Raw genomic sequence first — 24,598 nt, forward strand, 5'->3', positions numbered from 1 at the left:
CTCCCACTCCTGGCGCTTGTTGCGCAGGAAGAAGTCGAACACGTGCTCGCCGAGGGTCTCCGCGACCAGCTCGCTGCGCTGCATCAGGTCGATGGCCTCGCCGAGGTTCTGCGGCATCGGCTGGATGCCCAGGGCCCGGCGCTCGGCGTCGGTGAGCGCCCAGACGTCGTCGTCGGCGCCGGGCGGGAGTTCGAGGCCCTCCTCGATGCCCTTGAGGCCGGCGGCGAGGGTGACGGCGTAGGCCAGGTAGGGGTTGCAGCCGGTGTCCAGCGAGCGGACCTCGACCCGGGTGGAGCCCTGCTTGCCGGGCTTGTACATCGGGACGCGGATCAGCGCCGAGCGGTTGTTGTGGCCCCAGCAGATGTACGACGGCGCCTCGCCACCGGCGCCGGCGGTGCGCTGGGAGCCTCCCCAGATCCGCTTGTAGGAGTTCACCCACTGGTTGGTGACGGCGGCCGTCTCGGCGGCGTACTTCAGCAGGCCGGCGATGAACGAGCGGCCGACCTTGGAGAGCTGGTACTCCGCGCCCGACTCGTGGAACGCGTTGCGGTCGCCCTCGAAGAGCGAGAGGTGGGTGTGCATCCCGGAACCGGGGTGGTCGGAGAACGGCTTCGGCATGAAGCTGGCGTGCACGCCCTGCTCCAGCGCGACCTCCTTCATGACCAGACGGAAGGTCATGATGTTGTCGGCGGTGGAGAGCGCGTCGGCGTAGCGCAGGTCGATCTCCTGCTGCCCGGGCGCGCCCTCGTGGTGGGAGAACTCCACCGAGATGCCCATCGACTCCAGCATGGTGATCGCCTGGCGGCGGAAGTCGTGGCCCACGCCGCGCGGGGTGTGGTCGAAGTAGCCGGACTGGTCGGCCGGGATCGGCGGGGTGCCGTCGCCGGGCAGGTTCTTCAGCAGGAAGAACTCGATCTCGGGGTGGGTGTAGAAGGTGAACCCGAGCTCGGAGGCCTTCTCCAGGGTGCGCTTCAGCACGAACCGCGGGTCGGCGAAGGACGGGGAGCCGTCCGGCATCAGGATGTCGCAGAACATCCTGGCCGTCCCCGGCGTCTCCGAGCGCCAGGGCAGGATCTGGAAGGTGGTCGGGTCCGGCTTGGCGATCATGTCGGACTCGTACACGCGGGCGAAGCCCTCGATCGCCGACCCGTCGAAGCCGATGCCCTCCTCGAAGGCCTGCTCCAGCTCCGCCGGCGCGACCGCGACCGACTTCAGGAACCCGAGCACGTCGGTGAACCACAGCCGGACGAAACGGATGTCACGCTCTTCGAGCGTCCGGAGCACGAACTCCTGCTGCTTGCCCATGGGGACAGTCTCACCTCTGCTCTTTACGTTCGTGTTACGCCCGGAAACCACCCGAAAGCGACTGTGCCCATCATGGCGGATCGCGGCCCCGGAGGGCAGTGGCAACTCCCGGGCAGGACATCGCGTCAGATCGACGATTAGACTCGTGGCATGCCGAATCTCCGTCTCGCCCTGTGCCAGATCGACCCCTGGGTCGGTGACGTCGACCGCAACGCGGACGAGGTGGTGCGCCGGACCGCGCAGGCCGTCGAGGCCGGTGCCCAGCTGATCGCCTTTCCCGAGATGGCCCTGACCGGGTACCCGGTGGAGGATCTCGCACTGCGCCGCTCGTTCGTCGAGGCGTCCCGCTCCGCGCTGGTCGGGCTGGCCGCGCGGCTGGCCGGGGAGGGGCTGGGCGAGGTGCCGGTCGTGGTCGGCTACCTCGGCCGGTCCGACCAGGCCTCACCGCGGTTCGGCCGGCCGGCCGGGTCACCGCAGAACTGCGCCGCGGTGCTGCACCGCGGCGAGGTGGTCACCCGGTTCGCCAAGCACCACCTGCCCAACTACGGGGTGTTCGACGAGTACCGCTGGTTCCTCCCCGGTGACCAGCTGCCGGTGCTGCGGCTGCACGGGGTGGACGTGGCGCTCGCGATCTGCGAGGACATCTGGCAGGACGGCGGCCGGGTGAGCGCCGCCCGGGAGGTCGGCGCCGGCCTGCTCCTGGTGGTCAACGGCTCGCCGTACGAGCAGAACAAGGACGACGTCCGGCTGGAGCTGGTCCGCCGGCGCGCCGCCGAGGCGGGCTGCCCGCTGGCCTACGTCAACATGGTCGGCGGCCAGGACGAGCTGGTCTTCGACGGCGACTCGGTCGTGGTCGGCGCGGACGGCGCGGTCCTGGGCCGTTCGCCGCAGTTCGAGGAGCACCTGCTCGTGCTCGACCTCGACCTGCCGGCCGCCAGCAGCGACCACACCGACGGGCTGCTGCTCACCGACGGGCTGCGCCTGGTCCGCTGCGAACTGGGCGGCGAGCCACTGCCCGCGCCCGCCGCCCCGGCCCGGGCCGAGGTGGCGCCCAGGATCTCGGACGAGGCCGAGATCTGGGCCGCGCTGGTCTCCGGCACGCGGGCGTACGTGCGCAAGAACGGCTTCCGCTCGGTGCTGATCGGCCTCTCCGGCGGCATCGACTCCGCGCTGGTGGCGGCCATCGCGGTGGACGCGGTCGGCGCCGGGAACGTGTACTGCGTCTCGATGCCGAGCCGGTACTCCTCGCAGCACTCCCGGGACGACGCCGCCGAGCTGGCCCGCCGGACCGGCCTGCACTTCCGGACGGTGTCGATCGCCCCCATGTTCGACGCCTACCTGGCGGCCACCGAGCTGACCGGCCTGGCCGAGGAGAACCTGCAGTCCCGGCTGCGCGGCACGCTGCTGATGGCGATCTCCAACCAGGAGGGGCACCTGGTGCTCGCACCGGGCAACAAGAGCGAGCTGGCGGTCGGCTACTCCACGCTGTACGGCGACTCGGTCGGCGCGTTCGGGCCGATCAAGGACGTCTACAAGTCGCTGGTCTTCCGGCTCGCCCGCTGGCGCAACGAGGAGGCCGGGCGGCGCGGTGAACCGGCGCCGATCCCGGAGCACACCATCGACAAGCCGCCCTCCGCCGAGCTGCGGCCGGACCAGGTGGACACCGACTCGCTGCCCGACTACGACCTGCTGGACACCGTGCTCAGCCTGTACGTCGAGGGCGACCAGGGCCGGGACGCGATCGTGGCGGCCGGCTTCGACCCCGCGGTGGTCGACCGGGTCGTCCGGCTGGTCGACACCGCCGAGTACAAGCGCCGGCAGTACCCGCCGGGCCCGAAGATCTCGGCCAAGGGCTTCGGCCGGGACCGCCGGCTGCCGATCACCAACCGGTGGCGCCGGGGCTGATCACCAACCGGTGGCGCCGGGGGCCGATCACCCCTGGTAGCGATAGCCGGCGGCGATCGCGAGGTGGTCGCTGCCGTCCTGGCCCAGGGTGCGGGAGTCGGTGGGCTTCAGACCGCCCTTGCTCATGATCTGGTCGATCCGGGCCATCGGGAAGGACGCCGGCCAGCTGAAGCCGAAGCCGTCGCCGGCCGCGCCCTGGGCCGAGCGCATCTGCGAGGTGATCGGCGCGAGGCTGCGGTCGTTCATGGTGCCGTTGAGGTCGCCGAGCAGCAGCACCTTCTTCAGCGGCTCGGCCTGGATCGCGTCGCCGAGTGCCTGGGCGCTGGCGTCCCGCTGGTCGACGGTGAATCCGCCCTCGGCCTTCAGCCGGACGGACGGCAGGTGCGCGACGTACACCGCGACCGGTCCCTGCGGGGTGGTGACCTGGGCGCGGAAGGCCCTGGTCCAGCCCATCTTGATGTTCACCACCGAGACGCCGCTGATCGGGTACTTGGACCAGAGCCCGACCGTGCCCTCCACCGCGTGGTACGGGTAGCTGTCGGCCAGCCCGGTCTCGATGGCACGCATCGGCTTACCGGCCAGCTCCTGGAGCGCGACGATCTGGGCGCCCGACTCCTCCAGCAGCTTCACGGTGCGCTGCGGGTCGGTGTTGGCGGCGGCCACGTTGTGGCTGACCACCGTCCAGTCCCCGGTGCCGCCGCCCTTGTCGCTGAGCAGCCCCCCGAACATGTTGAACCAGATCACCACGGGCAGCAGCAGCGCGATCAGCGCGGTGGCGGAACGGCGCAGCAGGGCGGGCACCAGCAGGAGCGGGACGGCCAGGCCGAGCCAGGGCAGGAAGGTCTCCAGCAGACTGCCGAGGTTGCCGACGGTGTTGGGCACCTCGGCGTGGAAGGCCAGCAGGGCCGCGGTGGCCAGCGCGAGGGCGGCGAGCAGCAGGCCGCGCCGCCAGATGGTGCCGCCCCGGGCGTCCCGGCCCCAGCCGCGCAGCCCCAGGAATCCGGCCTCCGGGCCACCGGAGCCGTCCGAGCCGCCCGCACCGTCGAAGCCTCCGGAGCCGTCGGCGCCGCCCGGGCCGGTACTGGTACCGGTGCCGGTGCCCTCGGCGGCGGCCGGGGCGCCGCCCCCCGCCGCCGGTGCCGCCCGGTCCGTCCAGTCCGCCTGCGCCATCCCGTGGCTCCCGTTCGTTCGTGCCGTCCGCCGGTCCGACGCGCGAGGCCGCCGGAAGCGGGCACGGTGCCGGACTGGTGCCGGTTTGATCGGATTCCCGGCTCAGCCTATGCCGGGACAGACGCGGGCCCGGTGGAGCGGGTTCCGGCGTGGCCCGATTTGGTGAGCCAGGCCACGCCGGGTGCCCGGACGGGCGGGACGGCGGACACCGGGCCGGAGGCGGGGCGGGCCGCGGCGGGATCGCGGCGACGGCCCCGGTACCGGGCCCGTCAGTCGCGGGCGGCCGGGCCGGCCAGGCCCTGGAGCAGCGCGTCGATCATCCGGGTGGCCAGCTCGGGATCGTCGAGGTCGGACTCCTCCCACAGGATGCTGCGGGTGAGGATCGGACCGATCAGCAGGTCGGCGAGGAGCTCCTCGCCGAGGTCGCCCCGGAGCGCGCCCTCGGCGATGCCCCGGCGGATCAGGTCGCGGGCCAGCATCCGGCGCGGCGTGATCACCCGCTCGCGGTAGGCGGCGTGCAGCTCGGGCCAGCTGTGCATCTGGCTGAGCGCGGCCTTGAGCACCCAGCGGGAGCGCTTGGCGAGGCCGCGCTTGCGCATGTACTCGACCATCGCGATCAGGTCGTCCCGGACGGCGCCGCCGGTGCTCTCCGGGGCGGGCGCCTCCAGCCTGCTGACCATGTCGACCAGCAGCGCCTCCTTGTTGGGCCAGCGCCGGTAGATGGTGGCCTTGCCGACGCCGGCGGCGGTGGCGATGCCCTCGATGGTCAGCTCGGCCAGACCGGTGCCGGCCGCCATGAGTTCCTCGACGGCGGTGAAAATGGCCTGCTCGGCCGCCTCGCTGCGCGGGCGGCCCCGACGCGGGCCGGCGCAGTCCGGCGCGACCGTGGTGTCCGTCTTCATCCCCGCTGGTCTCCCTCGATGGTCGCGGGCGCGCGGCGCCGTTCCACTTCCGATTGTCGTCCGCGCTCCGGCCCGGTGGAAGCCGCCGCACGCACGGTGGCCCCGGCCGCCCGGACGGGTCCGGGCGGCCGGGGGCCATTCTCGCTCAGCTCAGCCGCAGCTCAGCCGGGGTCCGGCGGGCCGCGACCGGTTCAGGCGTCGGCCGCCTCGGTCTCCCGCACGGGGCCGGCCGCCTTCTCCGGGGCGGGTGCGCCGCCCGGCGCGCCGCCGGGGCCGCCCGCCGGGATCCGGCCGGGGAGCAGGAACCAGGCGAGCAGCGCGCCGATCGCCGTGACGCCGGCCGACAGGCCGGCCACCACGTGCATGGCGTCGATGAAGGAGGCGTTGGCCGGGCCGATCAGCTCGGCGCCCTGCGGGCCGAGCTTGCCGGCCACGGCCAGGGTGGCCTCCAGGGACTCGCCCGCCTTCTCCCGCAGCGCCTCGGTCGGCAGCTTGTCCAGCTGGTCGGCCATCCCGTCGCGGTAGACGGTGGAGAGCACCGCGCCGAGCACCGCGACCCCGAGCGAACCGCCGACCTGGCGGAAGGTGTTGTTGATCGCCGAACCGGCACCGGCCTTCTCGCGCGGCAGCGAGCCCATGATGGCGACGGTGACCGGCGGCATCACGTGCGCCATGCCGCTGCCCATCAGCAGGCCGAGGACGACCAGGACCCAGATCGGCGTGTCCGCGCCGAGCAGCAGGTACCCGAGGAAGCCGATCGCGATCAGCGCCATGCCGCCGGCACAGGTGGCGCGGACGCCGAAGCGGTCCACCACCAGCCGGGCCCGCGGGGCGAACAGCAGCTGGGCGGCGGCCAGCGGCAGCATCAGCACACCGGCCTGGAGCGCGCTGTAGCCGCGCACGCTCTGGATGTAGAAGACGCCGAAGAAGGAGACGCCCATCAGCGCGAAGAAGACCACGCCGACGACGACCACGGAGGCGCTGAACACCTTGTTGCGGAACCAGGTGACGTCCAGCGCCGGGTGCGCGGTGCGGCGCTCGAACAGCACGAAGGCGACCAGCGCGACCACGCCGACCAGCACCGGCCCCCAGGCCTGGGGGGAGGTGAAGTCGGCCAGCTCGCCGCCCTTGATGATGCCGAAGATCAGCGCGACCAGACCGATGATCGAGAGCAGCACGCCGATCGGGTCGAGCCGGCCCGGGTTCGGGTCCTTCGACTCGGGCACCAGCAGCACCATCGCGATCACGGCGATCACCACGATCGGGACGTTGATCAGGAAGACCGAGCCCCACCAGAAGTGCTCGATCAGCAGGCCGCCGGTGATCGGACCGATCGCGATGGCGAGGCCGACCGCGCCGGCCCAGATGCCGATCGCCTTGGGCTGCTCGGCACGCTCGAAGACGTTCATGATGATGGCGAGCGTGGCCGGCATCGCCAGCGCGCCGCCGACCCCCATCAGCGCGCGGTAGCCGATGAGTTCACCCGGCGAGGCGGCCAGCGCGGAGAGCAGCGAGGCTATGCCGAAGACCACCATGCCGGCCAGCAGGGCGCGCTTGCGGCCGAACCGGTCCCCGAGCAGGCCCGCCGTGAACAGCAGTCCGGCGAAGACCAGGGTGTAGGAGTTGATCGACCATTCCAGGTCGCTCTGGCTGGCGCCGAGCCCGGTGGGCGCCGGGGACGCGATGGTCTTCATCGCGACGTTCAGGATCGAGTTGTCCAGAACGACGACGAGCAGGGCGAGCACCAGGGTGCAGAGGATCGCCCAGCGTCGGCGGTGGATGGCTTCCGGCACGCGAGGTGGTGCGGCTGCGGTGGTCATTGCGGTCTTCCCGTCCGTGGTGGCGTGTCACTGGCGGGCAATTCCGAGTCGTGTGCGTCTCGTAACCCCCGGATCAGCGTAGCGCGACTTTCGATACGAGACGAATCCGTTTCGTAAAGATCGGGCAAAAGGACCGGGCGCATCGGGAGCCGGGCCCGCTGTGCCGCAGATCGCAACCCGGCCGGGGCACGCCTCTTTGCGCCCGCGCCGGGGCGTGCAAGCATGGAGGGGATCCGGGGACGCCACACGGCGCCACGAGACGACGACCCTTCAGGAGCCTGTTCGATGAACGCTTCTTCGCCCTCGCCTGCCCAGAACCAGGCGTCGACCGCCACCCTCTACGGTGGGGTCACCAACCGCCGCGTGACCGTACGCGATCTCGCCGCCGCCAAGCAGCGCGGCGAGAAGTGGTCGATGCTCACCGCCTACGACGCCCTCACCGCGGGCGTCTTCGACGAGGCCGGCACCCCCGTCCTGCTGGTCGGCGACTCGGCGGGCAACTGCCACCTCGGCTACGAGACCACCGTGCCGGTGACCATGGATCAGATGGTGATGCTCTCCGCCGCCGTCGTCCGCGGCACCAAGCGGGCGATGATCGTCGCCGACCTGCCCTTCGGCTCCTACCAGGAGTCCCCCGCGCAGGCCATGCACAACGCCGCCCGGCTGATGAAGGAGGCCGGGGTCGGCGCGGTCAAGCTGGAGGGCGGCGAGCGCAGCGCCCGCTCGATCGAGCTGCTGGTCGAGGCCGGCATCCCGGTGATGGCGCACATCGGGCTCACCCCGCAGTCCGTGCACGCCCTCGGCGGCTACCCCGTCCAGGGCCGCGGCGACGAGGCGGCGCACCAGCTGCTGCGCGACGCCAAGGCCGTCCAGCAGTCCGGCGCCTTCGCGGTGGTGCTGGAGGCCGTCCCCGCCGAGCTGGCCGCCCAGGTCACCGAGCAGCTGGCGATCCCGACCGTCGGCATCGGCGCGGGCGTGGACACCGACGCCCAGGTGCTGGTCTGGACGGACATGGCGGGCATGACGGCCGGCCGGGTGCCGAAGTTCGTCAAGCAGTACGCCAACCTGCGGACCGTGCTCGGCGAGGCCGCCCGCGAGTTCGCCGCCGACGTGCGCTCCAGCGCCTTCCCGGCCCCGGAGCACACCTTCCACTGACCGGCCGGCGCGGGCACCGCTCCCCAGGGAGCGGTGCCCGCGCCGTACCCCGTCGGCGGCCCGGGCCGCGGCGCCGGAAGCAGCGCGACAGCGTCGCGACAGCACGATGACAGCGGGCCGCCGGGGCCGGTCGCACGGCGACAGCACCGCGACAGCCGGGTCGGACAGCCTGGGGGCATGACACGAATCGCCACCGCCCCGAACGACCGGGGGCCCGCCACGGGCAACGCCGTCGAGGTCCGCGGCATCGTCAAGCACTACGGCGCGACCAAGGCGCTCGACGGTGTCGACCTCACCGTCCGCGAAGGCACCGTCCTCGGTGTGCTCGGCCCCAACGGGGCGGGCAAGACCACGCTCGTCCGGATCCTCTCCACCCTGATCAGGCCGGACGCCGGCACCGCCTTCGTCGGCGGCTACGACGTACTGCGCCAGCCCAAGCAGCTGCGCCGCACGATCGGCCTGACCGGCCAGTACGCCTCCGTCGACGAGATGCTCTCCGGCTACGAGAACCTCTACCTGATCGGCCGGCTGCTGGACCTCTCCCGCACGGACGCCAAGGCCCGCGCCACCGAGCTGCTGGAGCGCTTCTCGCTCACCGAGGCCGCCAAGCGCGTCGCCAAGACCTACTCCGGCGGCATGCGCCGGCGCCTCGACCTGGCCGCCAGCATGATCGGCCGCCCCCGGGTGCTCTACCTGGACGAGCCCACCACCGGCCTGGACCCGCGCACCCGCAACGAGGTCTGGGACGAGGTGCAGCGGATGGTCGCCGAAGGCACCACGGTGCTCCTCACCACCCAGTACATGGAGGAGGCCGAGCAGCTCGCCGACGAGCTGACCGTGATCGACCGGGGCCGGGTGATCGCCTCCGGCGGGGTCGCCGAACTCAAGGCCCAGGTCGGCGGCCGGACCCTGCAGGTCCGCCCGGTGCACCCGGCCGAACTGCCCGAGATGGCCCGCTGCCTGCACGAGACCGGGATCGCCGACGCCACCGTCTCCGCCGACACCGGGCTGCTCTCGGTGCCGATCACCGGCGAGGAGCAGCTGACCGCCGTGGTCGGGGTGCTCGGGACCCGCGGCTTCGCGCTCGCCGGCATCGACACCCGGGTGCCCAGCCTCGACGAGGTCTTCCTCACCATCACCGGCAAGTCCGCGACCGCCGCGGCCCCCGCCCCGAGCCTCGTCAAGGAGCCCGTCGCATGACCACCGCAACCGTCGCCCCCGCCCGGGTGGAGGACACCCGGATCGGCCTGGCCGGGACCTTCCGGCACATCGGCGCCCTGACCCGCCGCAACCTGATGCGGATCAAGGCGGACCCGGAGTCGATGTTCGACGCGGTGCTGATGCCGGTCATCTTCATCGTGCTCTTCGTCTACGTGTTCGGCGGCGCGATGTCCGTCGGGCAGGACGGGTACAAGCAGTACCTGATCCCCGGTCTGCTCGGGCAGACCGGGATCACCCTGGCGATGGCCGTCGGCACCGGCCTGAACAGCGACTTCCAGACCGGGGTGATGGACCGGTTCCGGACGCTGCCGATCGGCCGCTCCTCCGTGCTGATATCCAAGATCGCCGCGGAGACCTGCCGGGCGCTGCTCTCCTTCACCATCCTGATCGGCTTCGCGCTGATCCTCGGCTTCGAGGTGAAGACCGGCCCGCTGGAGCTGCTGGCCGCGATCGGGCTGTCGCTGCTGTTCGGCATGTCGATCGTCTGGATCTCGATGCTGCTGGGCATGGCGCTGAAGAGCGCCCAGGCCGTCCAGGGGGTCTCCATGCTCGTCCTGATGCCCCTGCAGTTCGGCAGCTCGATCTTCGCCCCGACCGGCACCATGCCCGGCTGGCTGCAGTCCTTCACCGACGTCAACCCGCTCTCGGCCCTCGCCGACGCCTGCCGGGCGCTGCTCAACGGCGAGGGCGCGGTGGCCCACCCGGTGCTCATCGTGCTGGGCTGGTCGATCGGCATCACCGTGGTCTTCGCACCGCTCGCGGTGGCCCGCTTCCGCAAGCGGACCTGACGGACCGCACCCCGTGATCCGGCCGGCCGGCAGACCCCTGGGACGGGAGGTCAGCCGGCCGGCCAGTCGGTCATCAGATCGAGCAGGGTGCCCGCCTGGGTGATCGACAGGCCGGCGCCCTGCGCGTGGGCGGCGGCGTAGGCGTCCGCACCGAGCAGCGCGCGCAGGCTCGCCTCGGCGCGTTCGCCCTCGACCCGGTCCAGGTAGCCGCCCTTCGGCCCGTTCAGACCGGCGTACGAGCCGAGCAGGACGGCCGCCCGGCGGGCCGCTTCGAGGTCGTCGTCGCGCTCGGCGAAGGACCGCAGCACACCGATCGTCGGGGGCACCAGCATCACCGACATCCGCTCGGCGAGGCCGCTCGCCGCCTCCGGCACGTCGGACAGCAACCGCCGCCCCTCGTGCAGCAGTCCGAGCCCGAGCTCCGGATCCCCGGCGAGGGCGGTGACCCAGCCCCGGGTGACCGTCAGCATCCCGTCCACCAGGCCGGGTGCGAAGGCGCCCACCCTGCGCGCGCTCAGCTCGTCCAGCTCGCCGAGCGCTTCGTGGTACTCGCCGCGCTGGGCGTGGATGCCGCAGAGGATCAGGCGCCCGAAGAGCAACGCGCCGTTGGCCGCCTGGCTCTCGCCCGGATCGACCCCGGCCAGGGCCTCCCGGACGCACCGCTCGCCCCCGGCGAGGTCGCTGCCGAGCATCGCCCCGCCGAGCTGCACCTTCAGCATCGGCACCTCCTGCGGGGCGCCCAGCAGCTCGGCCATCCCGATCGCCTGCCGGTAGGCGGCGACGGCCTCCTCGGACCGCCCCTGATTGGCCATCGACTCGCCGCGGGCCGCGTAGGCCTGGGACATCCCCCAGCGGTCGCCGCAGCGCCGGAACAGCTCCAGCGACTCCTCGCCGTCCCGGACGGACTGCTCCAGTCCGCCGGGCAGATCGTTCAGCATCTTGGCCCGGATCTGCAGGATGAACGCCAGGTCGTTGTCGCTGCCGTGCCGGCGACAGCCCTCCACCGCATCGGTCAGCAGCTCTTCCATCTGCTCCATCCGGCCGGCCAGGAAGGCCCCGAACACCCGCATCAGGCCGGGGAACCGGTTAGCCTGCGGCAGCTCCGGGGTGTAGGCGTCGAGCAGGTGCTGGGCGAGCTGCAGCGCCTCGCGGTCGCCCAGCACGTCCAGGTTCCCCTCGAAGAGCCCGACCAGCCGGTACATCGCCACCTCGCGGCGGGCCTCCGCCGCCACCTCGGGCGGCAGCGGCATGCCGTGCTCCAGCACCGGCCGCTCCAGCGGCTCCACCGGCAGGGTGTCCGGACCGAACGGGTCCGGCCCGATCGCGCCCACCGCCTCGTACCAGTTGCGGGCCTCCAGGCCGAAGCCGCGCAGCGACCAGTACCAGCTCATGCCGAGCACGAGGACCAGCGCCTCGTGCTCGTCGCCGCCGTCGACCGCCCGCCGCAGCGCGGCCCGGATGTTGTCCTGCTCCCGCTCCAGCACCGCCAGCCAGGCCAGCTGGTCCGGGCCGTGCAGGTGCAGCTCGGCGGTGCGGACCAGCTCGCGGAAGTGCTCGACGTGCCGGCGCTCGGTCCCGCTCCGCTCCGCCGCCCCGGCCAGCCGCTCGGCGGCGTACTCGTGGATGGTCTCCAGCATCCGGTAGCGCGGCAGGCCCTCGCCGCCCAGGTCGGCCACCAGCAGCGACTTGTCGACCAGCGAGAGCAGGACGTCGGCGACCTCCTCGCGGGGCACCTCGGCCTCGTCGGCGCAGACCGCCTCGGCGTCCTCCAGGCGCCAGCCGCCGGCGAAGACCGAGAGCCGGCGCAACACCGCCCGCTCCTGCTTGCCCAGCAGGTCCCAGCTCCAGTCGACCACCGCCCGCAGGGTCTGCTGACGCGGCAGCAGGGTGCGGCTGCCGGCGGTGAGCAGCGCGAACCGGCCGTCCAGGCGGTCGGCGATCTGGCGGGCCGTCATCACCCGCAGGCGGGCGGCGGCCAGTTCGATCGCGAGCGGCAGGCCGTCCAGCCGGCGGCAGATCTCGGCGCAGGCGGCCGGGTCGCTCTGCGGGTCGAAGCCGGGCCGGGCCGCGGCGGCGCGCTCGGCGAGCAGACGCAGCGCCACCGGGTCGGGCAGCGGCTCGACCGGCAGGACGCTCTCGCCGGGGACGCCCAGCGGTTCGCGGCTGGTGGCGAGGACGGTGAGGCCGGGGCACTCGGCGAGCAACTGGTCGGTGAGGTCGGCGGCGGCCTGGATCAGGTGCTCACAGTTGTCCAGGACGAGCAGCATCCGGCGGTGGCCGCAGTACTCGACCAGCCGGCGGACCGGGTCCTCGGCCCGGCTCTCCAGCACCTCGGCGACCTTGCCGCCGGTGTGCAGCACGGTCTCGCGCAGGCCGAGCGCGGAGACCACCGCGCCCGGGACGGCCTGCGGGCTCTCCAGCGGGGCGAGCTCGGCCAGCCAGACGCCGTCCGGCCAGCGGCCGGCACCCTGCTCGGCGCGGCCGGCCTCGATCGAGAGACTGGTCTTGCCGGAGCCACCGGGGCCGGTCAGGGTGACCAGCCGGCTGCCGGTCAGGGCGGTGCGCAGCGCGCCGAGGTCGCCCTCCCGGCCGACGAAACTGGTCAGCCGGCCGCGCAGGTTGCCCGCGCCGCGGGACGGCTGGGGGGCCGGTGGCGGCGTCTGTTCGCGCACCGGCGACCGGGGCGCCTCGACCGGGGCCAGCAGCACGGCGTGGAGGTCCTGGAGCCGACGGCCCGGGTCGACGCCGAGCTCGTCCGCCAGGGCGCGCCTGGTCCGCTCGTAGTGGCGCAGCGCCTCGGCGGTGCGCCCGCTCTCGTGCAGGGCCCGGACCATCAGGTACTGCAGGTGCTCGTCCAGCGGCTGCCGCTCGCAGAGCTCGGTGAGCTCGGCGGTGAGCTCCGCGGCCCGGCCGAGGCCGAGGTCGGCCGTGATCCGGTGCCGGCGGGCCTCGTCCCGCCGGGCCTCCAGCCGGGCGGCGGGGCCGCCGCGGTCGGGCAGGTCGGCGAGGGCGGGGCCGCGCCAGAGCGCCAGGGCGGCGCGCAGCCGCTCGGCGGCCAGCGTGTGGTCGGCGTCCTCCAGCGCCCGGCGGCCCTCGTCGGCGAGGCGCTGGAAGTCGCCGAGGTCCGTCCTCGGCTCGGTCAGCCAGTAGCCGGCCGGGCCGGAGCCGACCCGGTCGCGGCCGATGGTGCGGCGCAGCCGGCCGACCAGGGTCTGCAGCGCGGCGGAGGAGTCCTGCGGTGGATCGGTGTCCCACACCTCGTCCACCAGCAGGTCGGCCGGCACCGGCCGGCCCTGCCGCAGGACCAGCGCGGCGAGCAGCGCCCGCAGCCGGGCACCGCCGAGCGGGACCGGCGTGCCGTCGTCGTGGTGGGCCGTGGTGGTACCGAGGATGCCGTAGTGCACCCGCCCATTCTGGTCGATGGCCGATGGTGCCACGCACACGTTTTCCCGGCCGGGTCCGGAGGTCGGAACCGGAGCCCGGGCGCCGTACGTTCACCGGGGACGGCTTGTCCGGCGACGGGCCCGCCGGGCATGATCGGTCCCCTGTCCGCACCCCTGACCCCCGGAGCGACCACGCCATGACCTTCGCCGCAACGCAGCGCTCGCGCAGCGAGGACCGACGGATCAGCCCGGTGTTCTGGGCGATGCTGGCGACCCTCGTGACCTCCGGCTGGGCGGTCTACGCGGGCTACGGCAACGCCCGGTTCGGGGTCTTCCTGTTCGTGGTGGCGGGCTGGATGGTCTCGCTCTGCCTGCACGAGTACGCCCACGCGCGCACCGCGCTGCACGGCGGCGACATCACCGTCGGTGCCAAGGGCTACCTCACGCTCAACCCGCTCAAGTACGCCAACGCGCTGCTGAGCTTCGTGCTGCCGATCGTCTTCGTGCTGTTCGGCGGCATCGGCCTGCCCGGCGGCGCGGTCTGGATCGAGCGGCACCGGATCAAGGGGCGGCTCAAGCACAGCCTGGTCTCGGCGGCCGGCCCGCTGGTGAACCTGGTCGCCGCGGTGCTGATCCTGGTGCCGGTCGGGGCCGGCTGGCTGGACGGCAGCGAGGTGCACGCGGTCTGGAACGGCTACGAGCTGAGCGTGTCGCCGCTGGCGCTGGCCCTGGGCTTCCTCGGCATGCTGCAGCTCAGCGCGACCCTGCTGAACCTGCTGCCGGTGCCGGGCCTGGACGGCTACGGGATCATCGAGCCCTGGCTGTCCCACAAGGCCCGCCGCTCGGTCGAGCCGTTCGCCCCGTACGGGATGCTGGCGATCTTCGCGCTGCTCTGGCAGCCCGAGGTGAACCACTACTTCTTCGAGGCCGTCTACGGCGTGATGGACCTGCTCGGCGTCGACCGGCTGTACGCGCAGGTCGGCCACGACCTGTTCACCTTCTGGAAGGACTAGCCGGGAGAGCCGGCCCCGTTCAGGAGGTCCCGGCCCGCTCGGCGGCGGCCTTCGCCAGCTTCGCCCGGCGCAGGTTCAGCCACAGGACGTTGCTGGCCACCCCGGCCAGCGGGATCCAGACCAGGCCCACCCAGTTGCCCTGCACCATGGAGACCACGGCGGCGGCCAGGGCGAGGACGACGACGATCGAGGCGAAGAGGGACGTGCGGGGCATGGCGGGGAGCTCCTAAGGCCGGGTGACGGTCGGCCCCCATTCTCGCCGACCTCACCCCCGGGCCGGTCCAGGGGTGAGGTCGGCACGCCCGCCGGCGCCCGGAGGCCGGTTCGCCCGGTGCCGCGGGCGTCGGCTCAGACGTCGGTGATCCGCAGGCCCGCGTGGGCCTTGTAGCGGCGGTTGACCGAGATCAGGTTGGCGACCAGCGACTCCACCTGGTGGGCGTTGCGCAGCCGGCCGGCGAAGATGCCGCGCATCCCCGGGATCCGGGCAGCCAGCGCCTGGACGAGGTCGGTGGCGGCACGCTCGTCGCCGAGCACCATCACGTCGGTGTCGATCCGCTCGACCGACTCGTCCTGGAGCAGCACCGCCGAGAGGTGGTGGAAGGCGGCGGTGACCCGGGAGTCCGGCAGCAGCGCGGCGGCCTGCTGGGCGGCGCTGCCCTCCTCCGGCACCAGCGCGTAGGCGCCCTGCTTGTCGAAGCCGAGCGGGTTGACGCAGTCCACCACGATCTTTCCGGCCAACTCCTCGCGGAGGGCGGAGAGGGTGGCGGCGTGCCCGTCCCAGGGCACCGCGACGATCACGATGTCGCTCTCGCGCGCGGTGGTCGCGTTGTCGGCGCCGCGCACGCCGAGGCCGAGTTCGGCCGCCGAGGCCTCGGCGCGGGCCGCGTCGCGCGAGCCGATGATCACCTGCTGGCCGGCCTTGGCGAGCCGGTGGGCGAGCCCCCGCCCCTGGTCGCCGGTGCCGCCGAGGACACCGACCACCAGCTGCGAGACGTCCGGCAGCTCGTGGGCCGGGTTTGTCGCTGAATCGAGGGAAGTCATGGGCCGATCCTGCCAAACGCCCGGCCCCCCGCGACATTCTGTGGCGTATGGACGCGGTGAGAGTTTCGGCACTCCGGGCGCAGCTGACCGGCACGGGCTGGCTGGAGGCGGTCGGCGGCTTCGCGGGCTCGCTGCGGCACGCGGTCTCCCGGCGCGGGGCCGGGGAGCTGCTGCTGGTCGGCACCGAGGAGTACGAGCCCTGGCACCTGGCCGCCCATCTGGACGACGAGGCGGCCTGGTCCGACGTCCCCCGGCTGGCGCCGACCCTGCTGCGGCACCGGGTGCCCGCCCGGGCGCCGGCCCACCTGGCGCACGGCCTGCGGCGGCTGACCGAGGCCGGGCGCGGGGCGACGGTGCTGGTGGTGGCCCCGACGGCGGCCGGGGCACCGCTGCTCGAACGGGTCCACGACGCCCGGCGCGGCGGGGCGACGGTGCTCGCCGTGGACGGCCCCGCCGAGCGGGGCGACCTGGCGGGTCTCGCGCACGAGCGGCTGGCGGTCGGCACCACCGAGGAGGAGCCGTTCGACCTCGCGCAGCACCTGGTCAGCGCCGCCGCCGGGCAGGCTCCGGCCCGGCGGCGGCCGCTCGACCGGCTGGCGGCGCTCGCCGGGCGGCTCACCGCCGGGCCGGGGCTCAGCCGCTGGTAGGCGGGACGGGCCGGGGAGCGGCGGGCCGACCGGCCGGGTCGGTGCCACCCCGAAGAAAGTAAGTGACACAGTGTGGCAGAGCCCATTACTCTGATCTCCGTTGACGTCCGGCGAACGGAGGGGTGGCCATGCTGGAGACCACGGCGGAGAACGTCGTACGGAGCTGGGTGGACGGGTGGGTCGTGTCACGGTCGGCGGCGCCGCCGATCGTGGAGCCCTGGGGGTACACCGTCGACGTCGGCATCACCGACCATGTGACCCGGCACATCCTGGACGCCACGGGGAGCGCCGTACGGGAGGCCGACGTCCGCAAGGCCGCCGACGCGGCGCGCGCCCCGGGGACGTGGCTCAAGATCTTCGCGGAGCCGGCGGTCATCACCCCCTGGCTCGGGCCCCACTGGTGGGTCGACGACGAGCCGGGCTATCTGATGACCGTCCCGCTCACCCCCGCCCACGGACTCACCGCCCCCGAGGGCTACCGGCTGCGCACCTGGGCCCGCGGCGACCTCGTCCGCGCCCTGGTCACCGCCGAGGACGGCTCGCTGGCGGCCCGCGGCCAGATCGCCACCACCGGCGCGACCGCCGTCGCCGACCAGATCGAGACCGCCGCCGAGCACCGCCGCCGGGGCCTCGGCTCGCTGGTCATGCGGACGCTGTCGGGCGCGGCGCACGACCGGGGGGCCCAGACCGGCGTGCTGGCCGGGACGCCGGACGGGCACGCGCTGTACACCGCGCTGGGCTGGCGGGTGATCGCGCCGCTGACCAGCGCCAAGTACCTCGGCCCGCAGGGCGGCTGACGCGGCACCACCCCGACCGCCCGTACCGGCCCCGCCACTGCGGGCGGGGCCGGGGGCCGGGTCAGTTCTCGCCGCCCTCCGCCGGCCGGTCGTTCCAGCGCGCGTCCTCGCTCTTCCACTCCCGGTTGCGCTCCTCGGCGGTCGCCAGTGCGTGGGCGGCCTCCTCGCGGGTGGCGTAGGGGCCGAGGCGGTCCTTGGCGGGGCACTCCGGCCCCTCCTCCACCTTGGCGTGCTTGATGCAGTAGAACCACTCGCCCGGCAGTCCGGTCGGCTTGCGGTGGAATCCCAGGGGCATGGCGGTCACTCCCGTTCGACGGACCTGTCGTACCGATCATGGCTCGCGGCCGCCCCTCCTGCACACCCCCGGGTGGCCGGGGACCGGCGGATAGACTCGCGGCCATGGCTCTCGTACCCGGCATCCAGTCCCCCACCCGCAAGGTCCCGGCGCACATCGCACGCCCCGAGTACGTCGGACGGCCCGCGCCGACGCCGTACACCGGGCCCGAGGTGCAGACCGCCGAGACGATCGAGAAGATGCGGATCGCGAGCCGGATCGCCGCCCGGGCGATGGAGGAGGCCGCCAAGCTGATCGCGCCGGGTGTGACCACCGACGCGCTCGACGCCGTCGCCCACGCCTACATGTGCGACCACGACGCCTACCCGTCCGACCTCGGCTACCGGGGCTTCCCCAAGTCGATCTGCACTTCGATCAACGAGGTGATCTGCCACGGCATCCCGGACTCGACCGTGCTGCAGGACGGCGACATCGTCAACATCGACGCCACCGCGTACATCCACGGGGTGCACGGCGACCTCAACGCCACCTACCTCTGCGGCGACGTGGACGAGGAGTCCCGGCTGCTGGTCGAGCGCACCCGGGAGTCCCTCGACCGGGCGATCAAGGCCGTCAAGCCGGGGCGGCAGATCAACGTGATCGGCCGGGTGATCGAGTCCTACGCGAAGCGCTTCGACTACGGCGTGGTGCGGGACTTCACCGGGCACGGCATCAACACGTCGTTCCACTCCGGCCTGATCATCCCGCACTACGACAGCGAGCGGGCCACCGAGGTGATCAAGCCGGGGATGACCTTCACCATCGAACCGATGCTGACCCTGGGCACCTACGACTACGAGGTCTGGGCCGACGGCTGGACGGTCGTCACCAAGGACCGCAAGCGCACCGCCCAGTTCGAGCACACGCTGGTCGTCACCGCCGACGGCGCGGAGGTGCTCACCCTGCCGTAGCCCGCTCCCCCGGCGGACGCATCGGGGACTGTCCGGTCGGCGGGACCGGCCGGACAGGACCTACCCGATCAGCCACTGCTCCTCGGCGACCGCGCCGACCTCGGTGCAGGCGTCGGTGAGCACGTCCAGGACGCGCAGCGGATCCGGCAGGGGCTGCTCGGGCCCGCGCAGCCAGCTGACCTGCGAGCCGTCCGGCAGCGCGGCCGGGGGCAGCAGGGTGTACGAGCCGCGGCAGTGCCAGCGCAGGCCGGGGTGCTCGGACATGGTGTCCGGCGTGGAGTCCAGCGCGCTCGGCCACCACTCGTCCTCGTCCACCGGGGTGCCCCTGGTGGCGGTGAAGAAGAGGTAGCGGTCCTCGCCGACGGCGGCCACCGGGCCCTCGACGCCCAGCGCCGTGAGGCGGTCGAGCGCCAGCCGGCCGGCCTCGGCCGGGACGTCCAGGACGTCATGGGCGCGGCCGGTGGCGGTGATGAAGTTGGCCAGAGGGTCCCGGGAGAGCCAGCGGGCCACCTGCTCCGGCTCGGTGGTCGCCTGGGTCTGCCAGGCGAAGGAGACCGGGTGCTGCGCGGGGGCCGGACAGGCCACCCGGTCGCAGGAACAGCGGTAGCCGGCCGGGTGGGCGGCGGGTGCCAGTGGGAAGCCGGCGCGCACGGCGCCGAGCAGCTGATCCAGTCTGGCGGCGGGGCTGTCCGCCTCGGCCGACCGGGCCCGCTGACGATCACGCTTCTGCCACCAGGTCGTCCACCTGCTGCCGGCTTCCATCGGGCCCCTTCCGCGCACTGCCGTGCCTGGTGTGACACAGCATTCGACGTACCACTCCGACGCAACGCACAGCGCCCCCCGCTGCTTCCCGGGACGGTGCTCGGCCCTGCTGTCCTCGCCCTGCCGGCCGGAGCCGGGGTTGCCGGACGGCCGACGCCCGGGTCACGGCACGGAGTCGCGGCAGTACAGAGACTGCGCTCGGCGGCCCGGCGGGCACACCGCGGTGCGCCTCACCCGGCCCGTACGGGGCCCGCTGACCCGGGTGAACCCCGAGGGCGTAACAGGAAGGATAAGGGTGCGCGGGGCCTTCGGATGACCGGGGGCGGTGCCTCTCCGGTCACACTCCCGGCACCCGACCCTCACAGCCCCTCCCCCGCACCGCCCCCGCGCGCGCCCTCACCTGCGCCGCGTACCCCGGAGCGGCCACCGGCCACCGGTCGGCCGTCGGTCGCCCGCCGGTCGGCCGCGGCGGAGTGAGACCCTGGTGGGGTGAAGAGCGCGGACACCGAATTCGTCGGCGGCCCCCTAGACGGCCGGATCCTCCCGATCCCGTTGGGGCCGATGTACGGCGTGCCCAAGACCTACAAGGTGCCGGTCCCCGCGCACGGGGAGACTCCCGCGCGCACACTGGTGTACGTCCGGGCCAAGCAGCAGCGGGGCGCCCGCTGGTTCTGGCGCTACGAGTACGACGAGACGGCCACCGCCCGCGCCTCCGGGTGACGGCCGCTCCCCTCGGGAGGACGGCCATGGCGAAGACCGTACGACACCGCTCCAGGAGCCGGCCGCAGGCCGTGACCCAGCACAACCGGCAGGTCGCGGCGGTCACCGCCGCGCTGCTGGTGGTGGTCAGCCTCTACAGCGCGGTGCTCGGCCCGAACGGCTGGCTCTGGCTCGGCTGGACGGTGCTGCTGCTCGCCTGCGTGGCGCTGTTCGCCGTCCGCGGCTGAGCGGCGGCACCGTCCGCCGCGCCCCCGGCCCCCTCCGGGCCGACCCCTCCGGCCGTCAGGCCCCTCGGGCGGTCGGGCATCCCCGCGCGGTCAGGCATCCTCGGCGAGGATCAGGTAGAGCTTCTTGCGGGCCTCGTTGAGCACCGCCAGGCCCTTGGCGCGCTGCGCCTCCGTCCCCGTCGCCATCACCTGGCGGATCGCCTGGTCGACCGCGCCGAGCGCCTGGCCGACCTCCTGGACGGCCTCCCAGTCGACCTCCCGGCCGGCCTCCGCCCACGGCTCCGCGGGCCCGGCCTCGGCCTCGGCCCGGCCCGCCTCGGTGAGCGAGACCAGCCGCTTGCCGCCCACTTCCTCGGCGGTGATCAGGCCCTCCTCCTCCAGCAGTTGGAGGTTGGGGTAGACCGAGCCCGGGCTCGGCCGCCAGGCCCCGCCCGTCCGCTCGGTGATCTCCGCGATCATCTCGTAGCCGTGCATCGGCCGTTCCTTCAGCAGGGCGAGCAGCGAGGCCCGCACGTCGCCGCGCCGGGCCCGCCCGCCGCGCCGGCCGCGCGGGCCGTGCCCGCGACCGCCGTGCCCGCCGAAGCCGTGGCCGAACGGCCCGCCGGGCGGCCGCCCGGGGCCGCCGAACGGCGGCCCGAAGGCGCCGAACGCCCCGCGGCCCTCGAACCCCTCCCCGGGGAACTCCCCGGACTCCGGGCCCCGTCCGCGACGCCTACCGCCGCGCGGGCCCCCTTCACCGAATCGCATTCCGGAGCGCATCGCGCTCACCTCCTGATGGGACGGACAGTGTTCACGTCACTGTCTCAATAGCTCGACGATATATCGGTGACTGTCGCCCGTCAATCGTTTCCGACTGCTCGGGCCGCCGTCCGGCCGGCGCCGGCCGGACGGGAGCCCACCCCGCCACACCGTTCGACGACGAGCCCGGCGCCGGCCGCGGGCGGCCCGCCGACGGTGAACCCGGGCCGGCACGAGGGCCGTCAACCCTGGTGTCGGCCCTCCGGGCCGGCCGGTTCGGCCAGCCGCGCCCACGGCGCGCCCGAACAACGGCTCACCACGGTCAGACGGCCTGACCGGCGCCCAGGAGGTCCGCACATGGCCCCGAGAACACCCGTGAAGCTCCTGCTCGGAAGCACGAGGCTGATCAGCCTCAGCGTCGGCGTGATCGTGATCGCCGGCGTGGCGTCCGGGCAGGAGGGGACCGGAGCGACGGCCCCCGTGGCGGCGGCCCGCAGCACCCGCCCCGCCCTGACGTTCAGCAGCCTGGACGGCCCCGTCACCCCGGACGAGATCAAGTCCTTCACGTCCTACATCCGGACGCTCACCCCGGCCGCGGACAACATCGGCAACCAGTGGGCCCAGGGGCACAGCGGCGAGGACACCAAGGCGATGGGCCTGGTGTACGAGGTCTCGGCCGACCGCGCGGTCCTCGACCGGATGATCGGCTTCTGCGACGCCGTCCTCTCCGAGCGCAACGACCTGGCCAAGCGCCCGGTCGGGCAGCACGTGCTCTGGACCGGAAAGGTCGACCCCGCCTGGCCCAACGACGTCACCACCAAGCCCGTCGGCACCGGCGGCGAGCAGGGCGACCCGGTGGGACACCTCGCCAACTGCGCCCGGCTGATCCTGCGCACGCCGGCCATCTGGCAGACGCCCGTGGCGACCGGCGACCCGCACGGGTACGGCGCCACCTACCTCGACCGGGCCAAGAAGTTCGTCGCCGAGGCCGACACCGCCGTCGACCGGCACATCCTGGCCCGGCTGCTGGACGTCTCCAAGGGCAACCGCCAGTACTTCGCGGCGGACTCGCCCTACAAGGGCGGCCAGCCGGTGCCGTGGAACCAGCAGATGATGTTCAACTACGCCTTCCAGAACCTGGCGATCGCCCACCAGCTCCTCGGCGACGACCCGCAACGGGTCAAGCGGTACGACTCCCTGGTGCAGACCAGCGTCGACTGGTTCTTCTCCTCGGTGCGCACCTACACCGACCACTCCGGCAAGCCCGCCTACGACTGGGGGTACGCCCCGGCGACCAACGGCAAGGAGGACAACAACCACGGCAGCCTGGACTGCGCGGGCCTGTACCGGGCGTACCTGTCCGGCCGGTACAAGATCACCCCGGCCATGCTCGCCCCGCTGGCGAACACCTTCGTGGACGTGATGAGCAAGGCTCCGCGCCACTACGCGGGCAAGATCGACGGGACCGACGGCGCCGGGAACAGCGCGCCCACCGAGTACGTCCGCAGCGGCTGGCTCCTGATGGCCGAGTTCCGACCCGACGCCTACCAGAAGCTGATGAACGTCAACTTCCCCAAGAAGACGACCACCGCCGACGACCAGTTCTCGCGCGCCCTGATGCTGAAGAGCCGGCGCCACAAGTCGCAGGCCTGACCGGAGCCGGCCCGCCCGCCGCCGACACGCCGTCACGGCGGGGCCGGCGGCGGGCCACCGCCCGCCCCCAGCCGTTACGGTGGCGGGCATGGCCGGTGAACGAGATCTTGCGACCCTGCTGCGCGGAATGCGCCCGCTGCTCAACCCGGGGCGCTACGTGTACTGCACGCTGCCCGCGAAGGTGCCCGCCGGACTGCGGCCGGTGGTGACGGTCGCCGAACCCGAGGGGGTCACGGTGGTCGTCGCGCAGGAGGAGGCCGACGCACTCGGCCTGCGCTACGAGTACGTGGCGGCCTGGATCACCCTGCACATCCACTCGGCACTGGAGGCCGTCGGCCTCACCGCCGCCGTGGCGGGCCGGCTGGCCGAGGAGGGGATCAGCTGCAACGTGGTGGCGGGCTTCCACCACGACCACCTGTTCGTCGGCGCCGACGACGCCGACCGGGCGGTGCGCGCGCTGGAGGAGCTGTCGGCCCGGTCCGCCTAGGGCCCCGGGGCAGCGCCTGTCCGGGTGCGCCGAGTGGCCGCTCCCTCGCGGGACTCCGAGACTGGGAGTGCTGAGCGCCCGCCAGGTCGGTCAGCCCCCGACAGGAAGGGAGACGGCCCCATGGCGGTCTGCGACGTCTGCTCCAACGACTACTGGCTGTCCTTCGAGATCAAGACGATCACCGGCGACGTGTACACCTTCGACAGCTTCGAGTGCGCGATGGAGAAGCTCGCGCCGCGCTGCGAGCACTGCCAGGTCCGGATCGTCGGCCACGGCGTCGAGGTCGCCGGCCGGTTCTTCTGCTGCGCCCACTGCGCCCGCGTCAACGGCGGCCTGGGCGAGCAGATCCGCGACGCCGTCGGGGCGCACCCGGCCTAGGAAGCGCCCGGGGCGGGGCCGGCTACTCCCCCGCCAACAGGGCGACGCAGTGCGCGGCCGAGGCCAGCGTCACATGGCGGTTCCACCCGGGGAAGGTCCGCCCGGTGAAGTCCCGGATGCCGACCCGGTCGGTGATCCGGGCGAAGGAGTCGTCGACGGCGCCGAGCAGCGAGATCAGGCCGGTGAGCTCGGTGGCGTCCGCGTCGAGCAGGTTGGTGAGCCAGACCTCCTCGGGCCGCCGGTAGGGGTCCGCCCCCGTGCCGAGCAGCAGCAGGTCGTGGGCGCCGGGCGCGTGGTCCGCGCCGACGTGCGCGAACGGCGAGCGGACCCGGACGGCCGCCAGCGGGCCCGACCGCCGGGTGCGGTGCTCCGCGGCCTGCGGGTCGGAGCAGCGGCGCAGGCTCTCCGAGGCGGTCAGGACCTGCCGGCCGGCGCCGCCCGCCTCCTCCGCCTCGACCACGGTCAGTGGCAGTGCCGGGTCGGCCCGGACGGCGAACGGCACCCGGGCGGCCCGGAGCCGGTGGACGGCCCTGACCACATCGGCGTCCCCCGCCATCACCAGCGGGCGGACCCCGGGCCGCCCGGCCGGATCGGTGGCCGCCCCGCCCGCCCCGGGACCGGCCATGGCGAGGTAGGCCTCGACCGCGCAGTCCACCGGTGACTCCGGCAGCAGCCCGTCCGGGACGGCGGTCCGGGCCCGGCCGGCCTCGTCGTCGAGCCATTCCCGGGTCAGCAGCAGTCGCCAGCCGACCGGGTGGGCCTGCTGCGGCTGCGCCGGGGAGGCGCCCCAGAGGCCGACGGCGAACTGCGCGTTCAGGAACTGACCGAGGGCGGGGACGTAACGCCGGTGCACGCCGACGGTGCTGTCCCCCTCCTTCGGGACGACCATCGGCCGCAGCACCCAGGCCGCCGGCGGCGTGGCGGCGGCCATGTACTCGGCCAGCGCCCGGCGCATCGGCATCCACTCCCAGGTGGAGCAGCTGACGAAGTGGTGGAGGCGCTGCTCCAGGGTGGCGTCGCCGCCCAGGCCCACCGCCATGTTGCGGAAGGACTTGCGCCCCTTCGTGGTCAGCAGGCCGCGGAGGTAGTCCCGGCCGGTCCTTCGCTGGTCGCTTCGCGGCAGCGACGCGAAGAGGTGGTCGCACAGGTCCGCGAGGACCTCGTGCCGGGCGGCGTTACCAGTCATGACACATCCCCCTGGTCGTGGGCGGTGGGGCGCCCCGGCGACGGCCCGGGCGTGG

24 protein-coding genes are annotated in these 24,598 nt (G+C 73.5%); 13 read left to right on the top strand and 11 right to left on the bottom strand.

Annotation, left to right across the window (positions count from 1 at the left end; genetic code table 11):
* Positions 1-1,305, bottom strand: a 1,305-nt coding sequence (locus tag AB0J08_RS34965; protein ID WP_360642147.1) for a glutamine synthetase family protein, incomplete at its 3' end; no start/stop codon positions are given.
* A 150-nt stretch (positions 1,306-1,455) separates the two neighbouring features.
* Here AB0J08_RS34965 and AB0J08_RS34970 point away from each other — a divergent pair.
* Positions 1,456-3,210, top strand: coding sequence for an NAD+ synthase (locus AB0J08_RS34970; RefSeq protein WP_360642149.1), 1,755 nt, complete (start codon positions 1,456-1,458; stop codon positions 3,208-3,210).
* Positions 3,211-3,237: 27 nt separating this feature from the next.
* Here the strand turns inward: AB0J08_RS34970 and AB0J08_RS34975 are convergent, their stop codons facing one another.
* The 3 genes from AB0J08_RS34975 to AB0J08_RS34985 all read right to left on the bottom strand — a co-directional run bounded on the left by AB0J08_RS34975 (position 3,238) and on the right by AB0J08_RS34985 (position 7,102).
* Positions 3,238-4,380, bottom strand: a complete 1,143-nt coding sequence (locus tag AB0J08_RS34975; protein ID WP_360642151.1) for an endonuclease/exonuclease/phosphatase family protein — start codon at positions 4,378-4,380, stop codon at positions 3,238-3,240.
* Between the two features lie 269 nt (positions 4,381-4,649).
* Positions 4,650-5,282, bottom strand: a complete 633-nt coding sequence (locus AB0J08_RS34980; protein WP_360642153.1) for a TetR/AcrR family transcriptional regulator — start codon at positions 5,280-5,282, stop codon at positions 4,650-4,652.
* Positions 5,283-5,473: 191 nt separating this feature from the next.
* Entirely contained in the window at positions 5,474-7,102 is a 1,629-nt protein-coding gene (locus tag AB0J08_RS34985) for an MFS transporter (protein WP_360642154.1), read from the bottom strand.
* 285 nt (positions 7,103-7,387) lie between these two features.
* Between AB0J08_RS34985 and panB the strand changes: the two genes are divergently transcribed.
* The 3 genes from panB to AB0J08_RS35000 all read left to right on the top strand — a co-directional run bounded on the left by panB (position 7,388) and on the right by AB0J08_RS35000 (position 10,266).
* Positions 7,388-8,257 (top strand): 3-methyl-2-oxobutanoate hydroxymethyltransferase, encoded by an 870-nt coding sequence (gene panB / locus AB0J08_RS34990; RefSeq protein WP_360642156.1) that lies wholly within the window; start codon positions 7,388-7,390, stop codon positions 8,255-8,257.
* A 177-nt stretch (positions 8,258-8,434) separates the two neighbouring features.
* Complete coding sequence (locus AB0J08_RS34995) at positions 8,435-9,457, top strand: ATP-binding cassette domain-containing protein (RefSeq protein ID WP_360642158.1); 1,023 nt, start codon at positions 8,435-8,437, stop codon at positions 9,455-9,457.
* Positions 9,454-10,266: an ABC transporter permease gene (locus AB0J08_RS35000; RefSeq protein WP_360642160.1), complete on the top strand. Its 813-nt coding sequence runs from the start codon at positions 9,454-9,456 to the stop codon at positions 10,264-10,266. Before AB0J08_RS34995 ends, AB0J08_RS35000 begins: the two co-directional genes overlap by 4 nt.
* Positions 10,267-10,316: 50 nt before the next feature.
* Here AB0J08_RS35000 and AB0J08_RS35005 read toward each other — a convergent pair whose 3' ends face one another.
* Positions 10,317-13,670, bottom strand: coding sequence for a BTAD domain-containing putative transcriptional regulator (locus AB0J08_RS35005; RefSeq protein ID WP_360642162.1), 3,354 nt, complete (start codon positions 13,668-13,670; stop codon positions 10,317-10,319).
* Between the two features lie 176 nt (positions 13,671-13,846).
* Between AB0J08_RS35005 and AB0J08_RS35010 the strand changes: the two genes are divergently transcribed.
* The gene (locus AB0J08_RS35010) at positions 13,847-14,662 is read left to right on the top strand and encodes a site-2 protease family protein (RefSeq protein WP_360642164.1); all 816 of its coding nucleotides are present in this window, start codon (positions 13,847-13,849) and stop codon (positions 14,660-14,662) included.
* Between the two features lie 19 nt (positions 14,663-14,681).
* Here AB0J08_RS35010 and AB0J08_RS35015 read toward each other — a convergent pair whose 3' ends face one another.
* Positions 14,682-14,876 (bottom strand): hypothetical protein, encoded by a 195-nt coding sequence (locus AB0J08_RS35015; RefSeq protein WP_360642166.1) that lies wholly within the window; start codon positions 14,874-14,876, stop codon positions 14,682-14,684.
* 134 nt (positions 14,877-15,010) lie between these two features.
* The gene (gene npdG / locus AB0J08_RS35020; RefSeq protein WP_360642168.1) at positions 15,011-15,703 is read right to left on the bottom strand and encodes an NADPH-dependent F420 reductase; all 693 of its coding nucleotides are present in this window, start codon (positions 15,701-15,703) and stop codon (positions 15,011-15,013) included.
* 47 nt (positions 15,704-15,750) lie between these two features.
* On the opposite strand from npdG, the gene AB0J08_RS35025 reads away from it, so the two are divergent.
* Both AB0J08_RS35025 and AB0J08_RS35030 read left to right on the top strand, forming a co-directional pair.
* A complete protein-coding gene (locus AB0J08_RS35025; protein WP_360642170.1) occupies positions 15,751-16,350 on the top strand; it encodes a hypothetical protein in 600 nt (199 codons plus the stop codon).
* A gap of 128 nt (positions 16,351-16,478) precedes the next feature.
* Positions 16,479-17,147 (top strand): GNAT family N-acetyltransferase, encoded by a 669-nt coding sequence (locus tag AB0J08_RS35030; RefSeq protein ID WP_360642172.1) that lies wholly within the window; start codon positions 16,479-16,481, stop codon positions 17,145-17,147.
* 61 nt (positions 17,148-17,208) lie between these two features.
* Here AB0J08_RS35030 and AB0J08_RS35035 read toward each other — a convergent pair whose 3' ends face one another.
* On the bottom strand, positions 17,209-17,442 hold the full coding sequence (locus AB0J08_RS35035; protein WP_360642174.1) for a hypothetical protein: 234 nt from the start codon (positions 17,440-17,442) through the stop codon (positions 17,209-17,211).
* 104 nt (positions 17,443-17,546) lie between these two features.
* Here AB0J08_RS35035 and map point away from each other — a divergent pair, with 104 nt between their 5' ends.
* Entirely contained in the window at positions 17,547-18,392 is an 846-nt protein-coding gene (map, locus tag AB0J08_RS35040; protein ID WP_360642176.1) for a type I methionyl aminopeptidase, read from the top strand.
* A 60-nt stretch (positions 18,393-18,452) separates the two neighbouring features.
* Here the strand turns inward: map and AB0J08_RS35045 are convergent, their stop codons facing one another.
* Complete coding sequence (locus AB0J08_RS35045) at positions 18,453-19,154, bottom strand: bifunctional DNA primase/polymerase (protein ID WP_360642178.1); 702 nt, start codon at positions 19,152-19,154, stop codon at positions 18,453-18,455.
* Positions 19,155-19,643: 489 nt separating this feature from the next.
* Between AB0J08_RS35045 and AB0J08_RS35050 the strand changes: the two genes are divergently transcribed.
* Entirely contained in the window at positions 19,644-19,874 is a 231-nt protein-coding gene (locus AB0J08_RS35050; RefSeq protein WP_360642180.1) for a hypothetical protein, read from the top strand.
* Between the two features lie 26 nt (positions 19,875-19,900).
* Positions 19,901-20,101 (top strand): hypothetical protein, encoded by a 201-nt coding sequence (locus tag AB0J08_RS35055; protein WP_360642182.1) that lies wholly within the window; start codon positions 19,901-19,903, stop codon positions 20,099-20,101.
* A gap of 90 nt (positions 20,102-20,191) precedes the next feature.
* On the opposite strand, the gene AB0J08_RS35060 is transcribed toward AB0J08_RS35055, so the two are convergent.
* Positions 20,192-20,860, bottom strand: coding sequence for a PadR family transcriptional regulator (locus AB0J08_RS35060; protein WP_360642184.1), 669 nt, complete (start codon positions 20,858-20,860; stop codon positions 20,192-20,194).
* 336 nt (positions 20,861-21,196) lie between these two features.
* Here AB0J08_RS35060 and AB0J08_RS35065 point away from each other — a divergent pair, with 336 nt between their 5' ends.
* From AB0J08_RS35065 to AB0J08_RS35075, 3 genes are all read left to right on the top strand, one after another.
* Entirely contained in the window at positions 21,197-22,492 is a 1,296-nt protein-coding gene (locus AB0J08_RS35065) for a hypothetical protein (RefSeq protein WP_360642186.1), read from the top strand.
* An 88-nt stretch (positions 22,493-22,580) separates the two neighbouring features.
* Complete coding sequence (locus AB0J08_RS35070) at positions 22,581-22,979, top strand: ACT domain-containing protein (RefSeq protein WP_360642188.1); 399 nt, start codon at positions 22,581-22,583, stop codon at positions 22,977-22,979.
* 120 nt (positions 22,980-23,099) lie between these two features.
* Positions 23,100-23,357, top strand: coding sequence for a Prokaryotic metallothionein (locus tag AB0J08_RS35075; protein ID WP_329487397.1), 258 nt, complete (start codon positions 23,100-23,102; stop codon positions 23,355-23,357).
* Positions 23,358-23,379: 22 nt separating this feature from the next.
* On the opposite strand, the gene AB0J08_RS35080 is transcribed toward AB0J08_RS35075, so the two are convergent.
* The gene (locus AB0J08_RS35080; protein ID WP_360642189.1) at positions 23,380-24,543 is read right to left on the bottom strand and encodes a transposase; all 1,164 of its coding nucleotides are present in this window, start codon (positions 24,541-24,543) and stop codon (positions 23,380-23,382) included.
* Positions 24,544-24,598 lie beyond the last annotated feature (55 nt).

It is taken from the genome of Kitasatospora sp. NPDC050463 (assembly GCF_040655255.1).
GTDB lineage: Bacteria > Actinomycetota > Actinomycetes > Streptomycetales > Streptomycetaceae > Kitasatospora.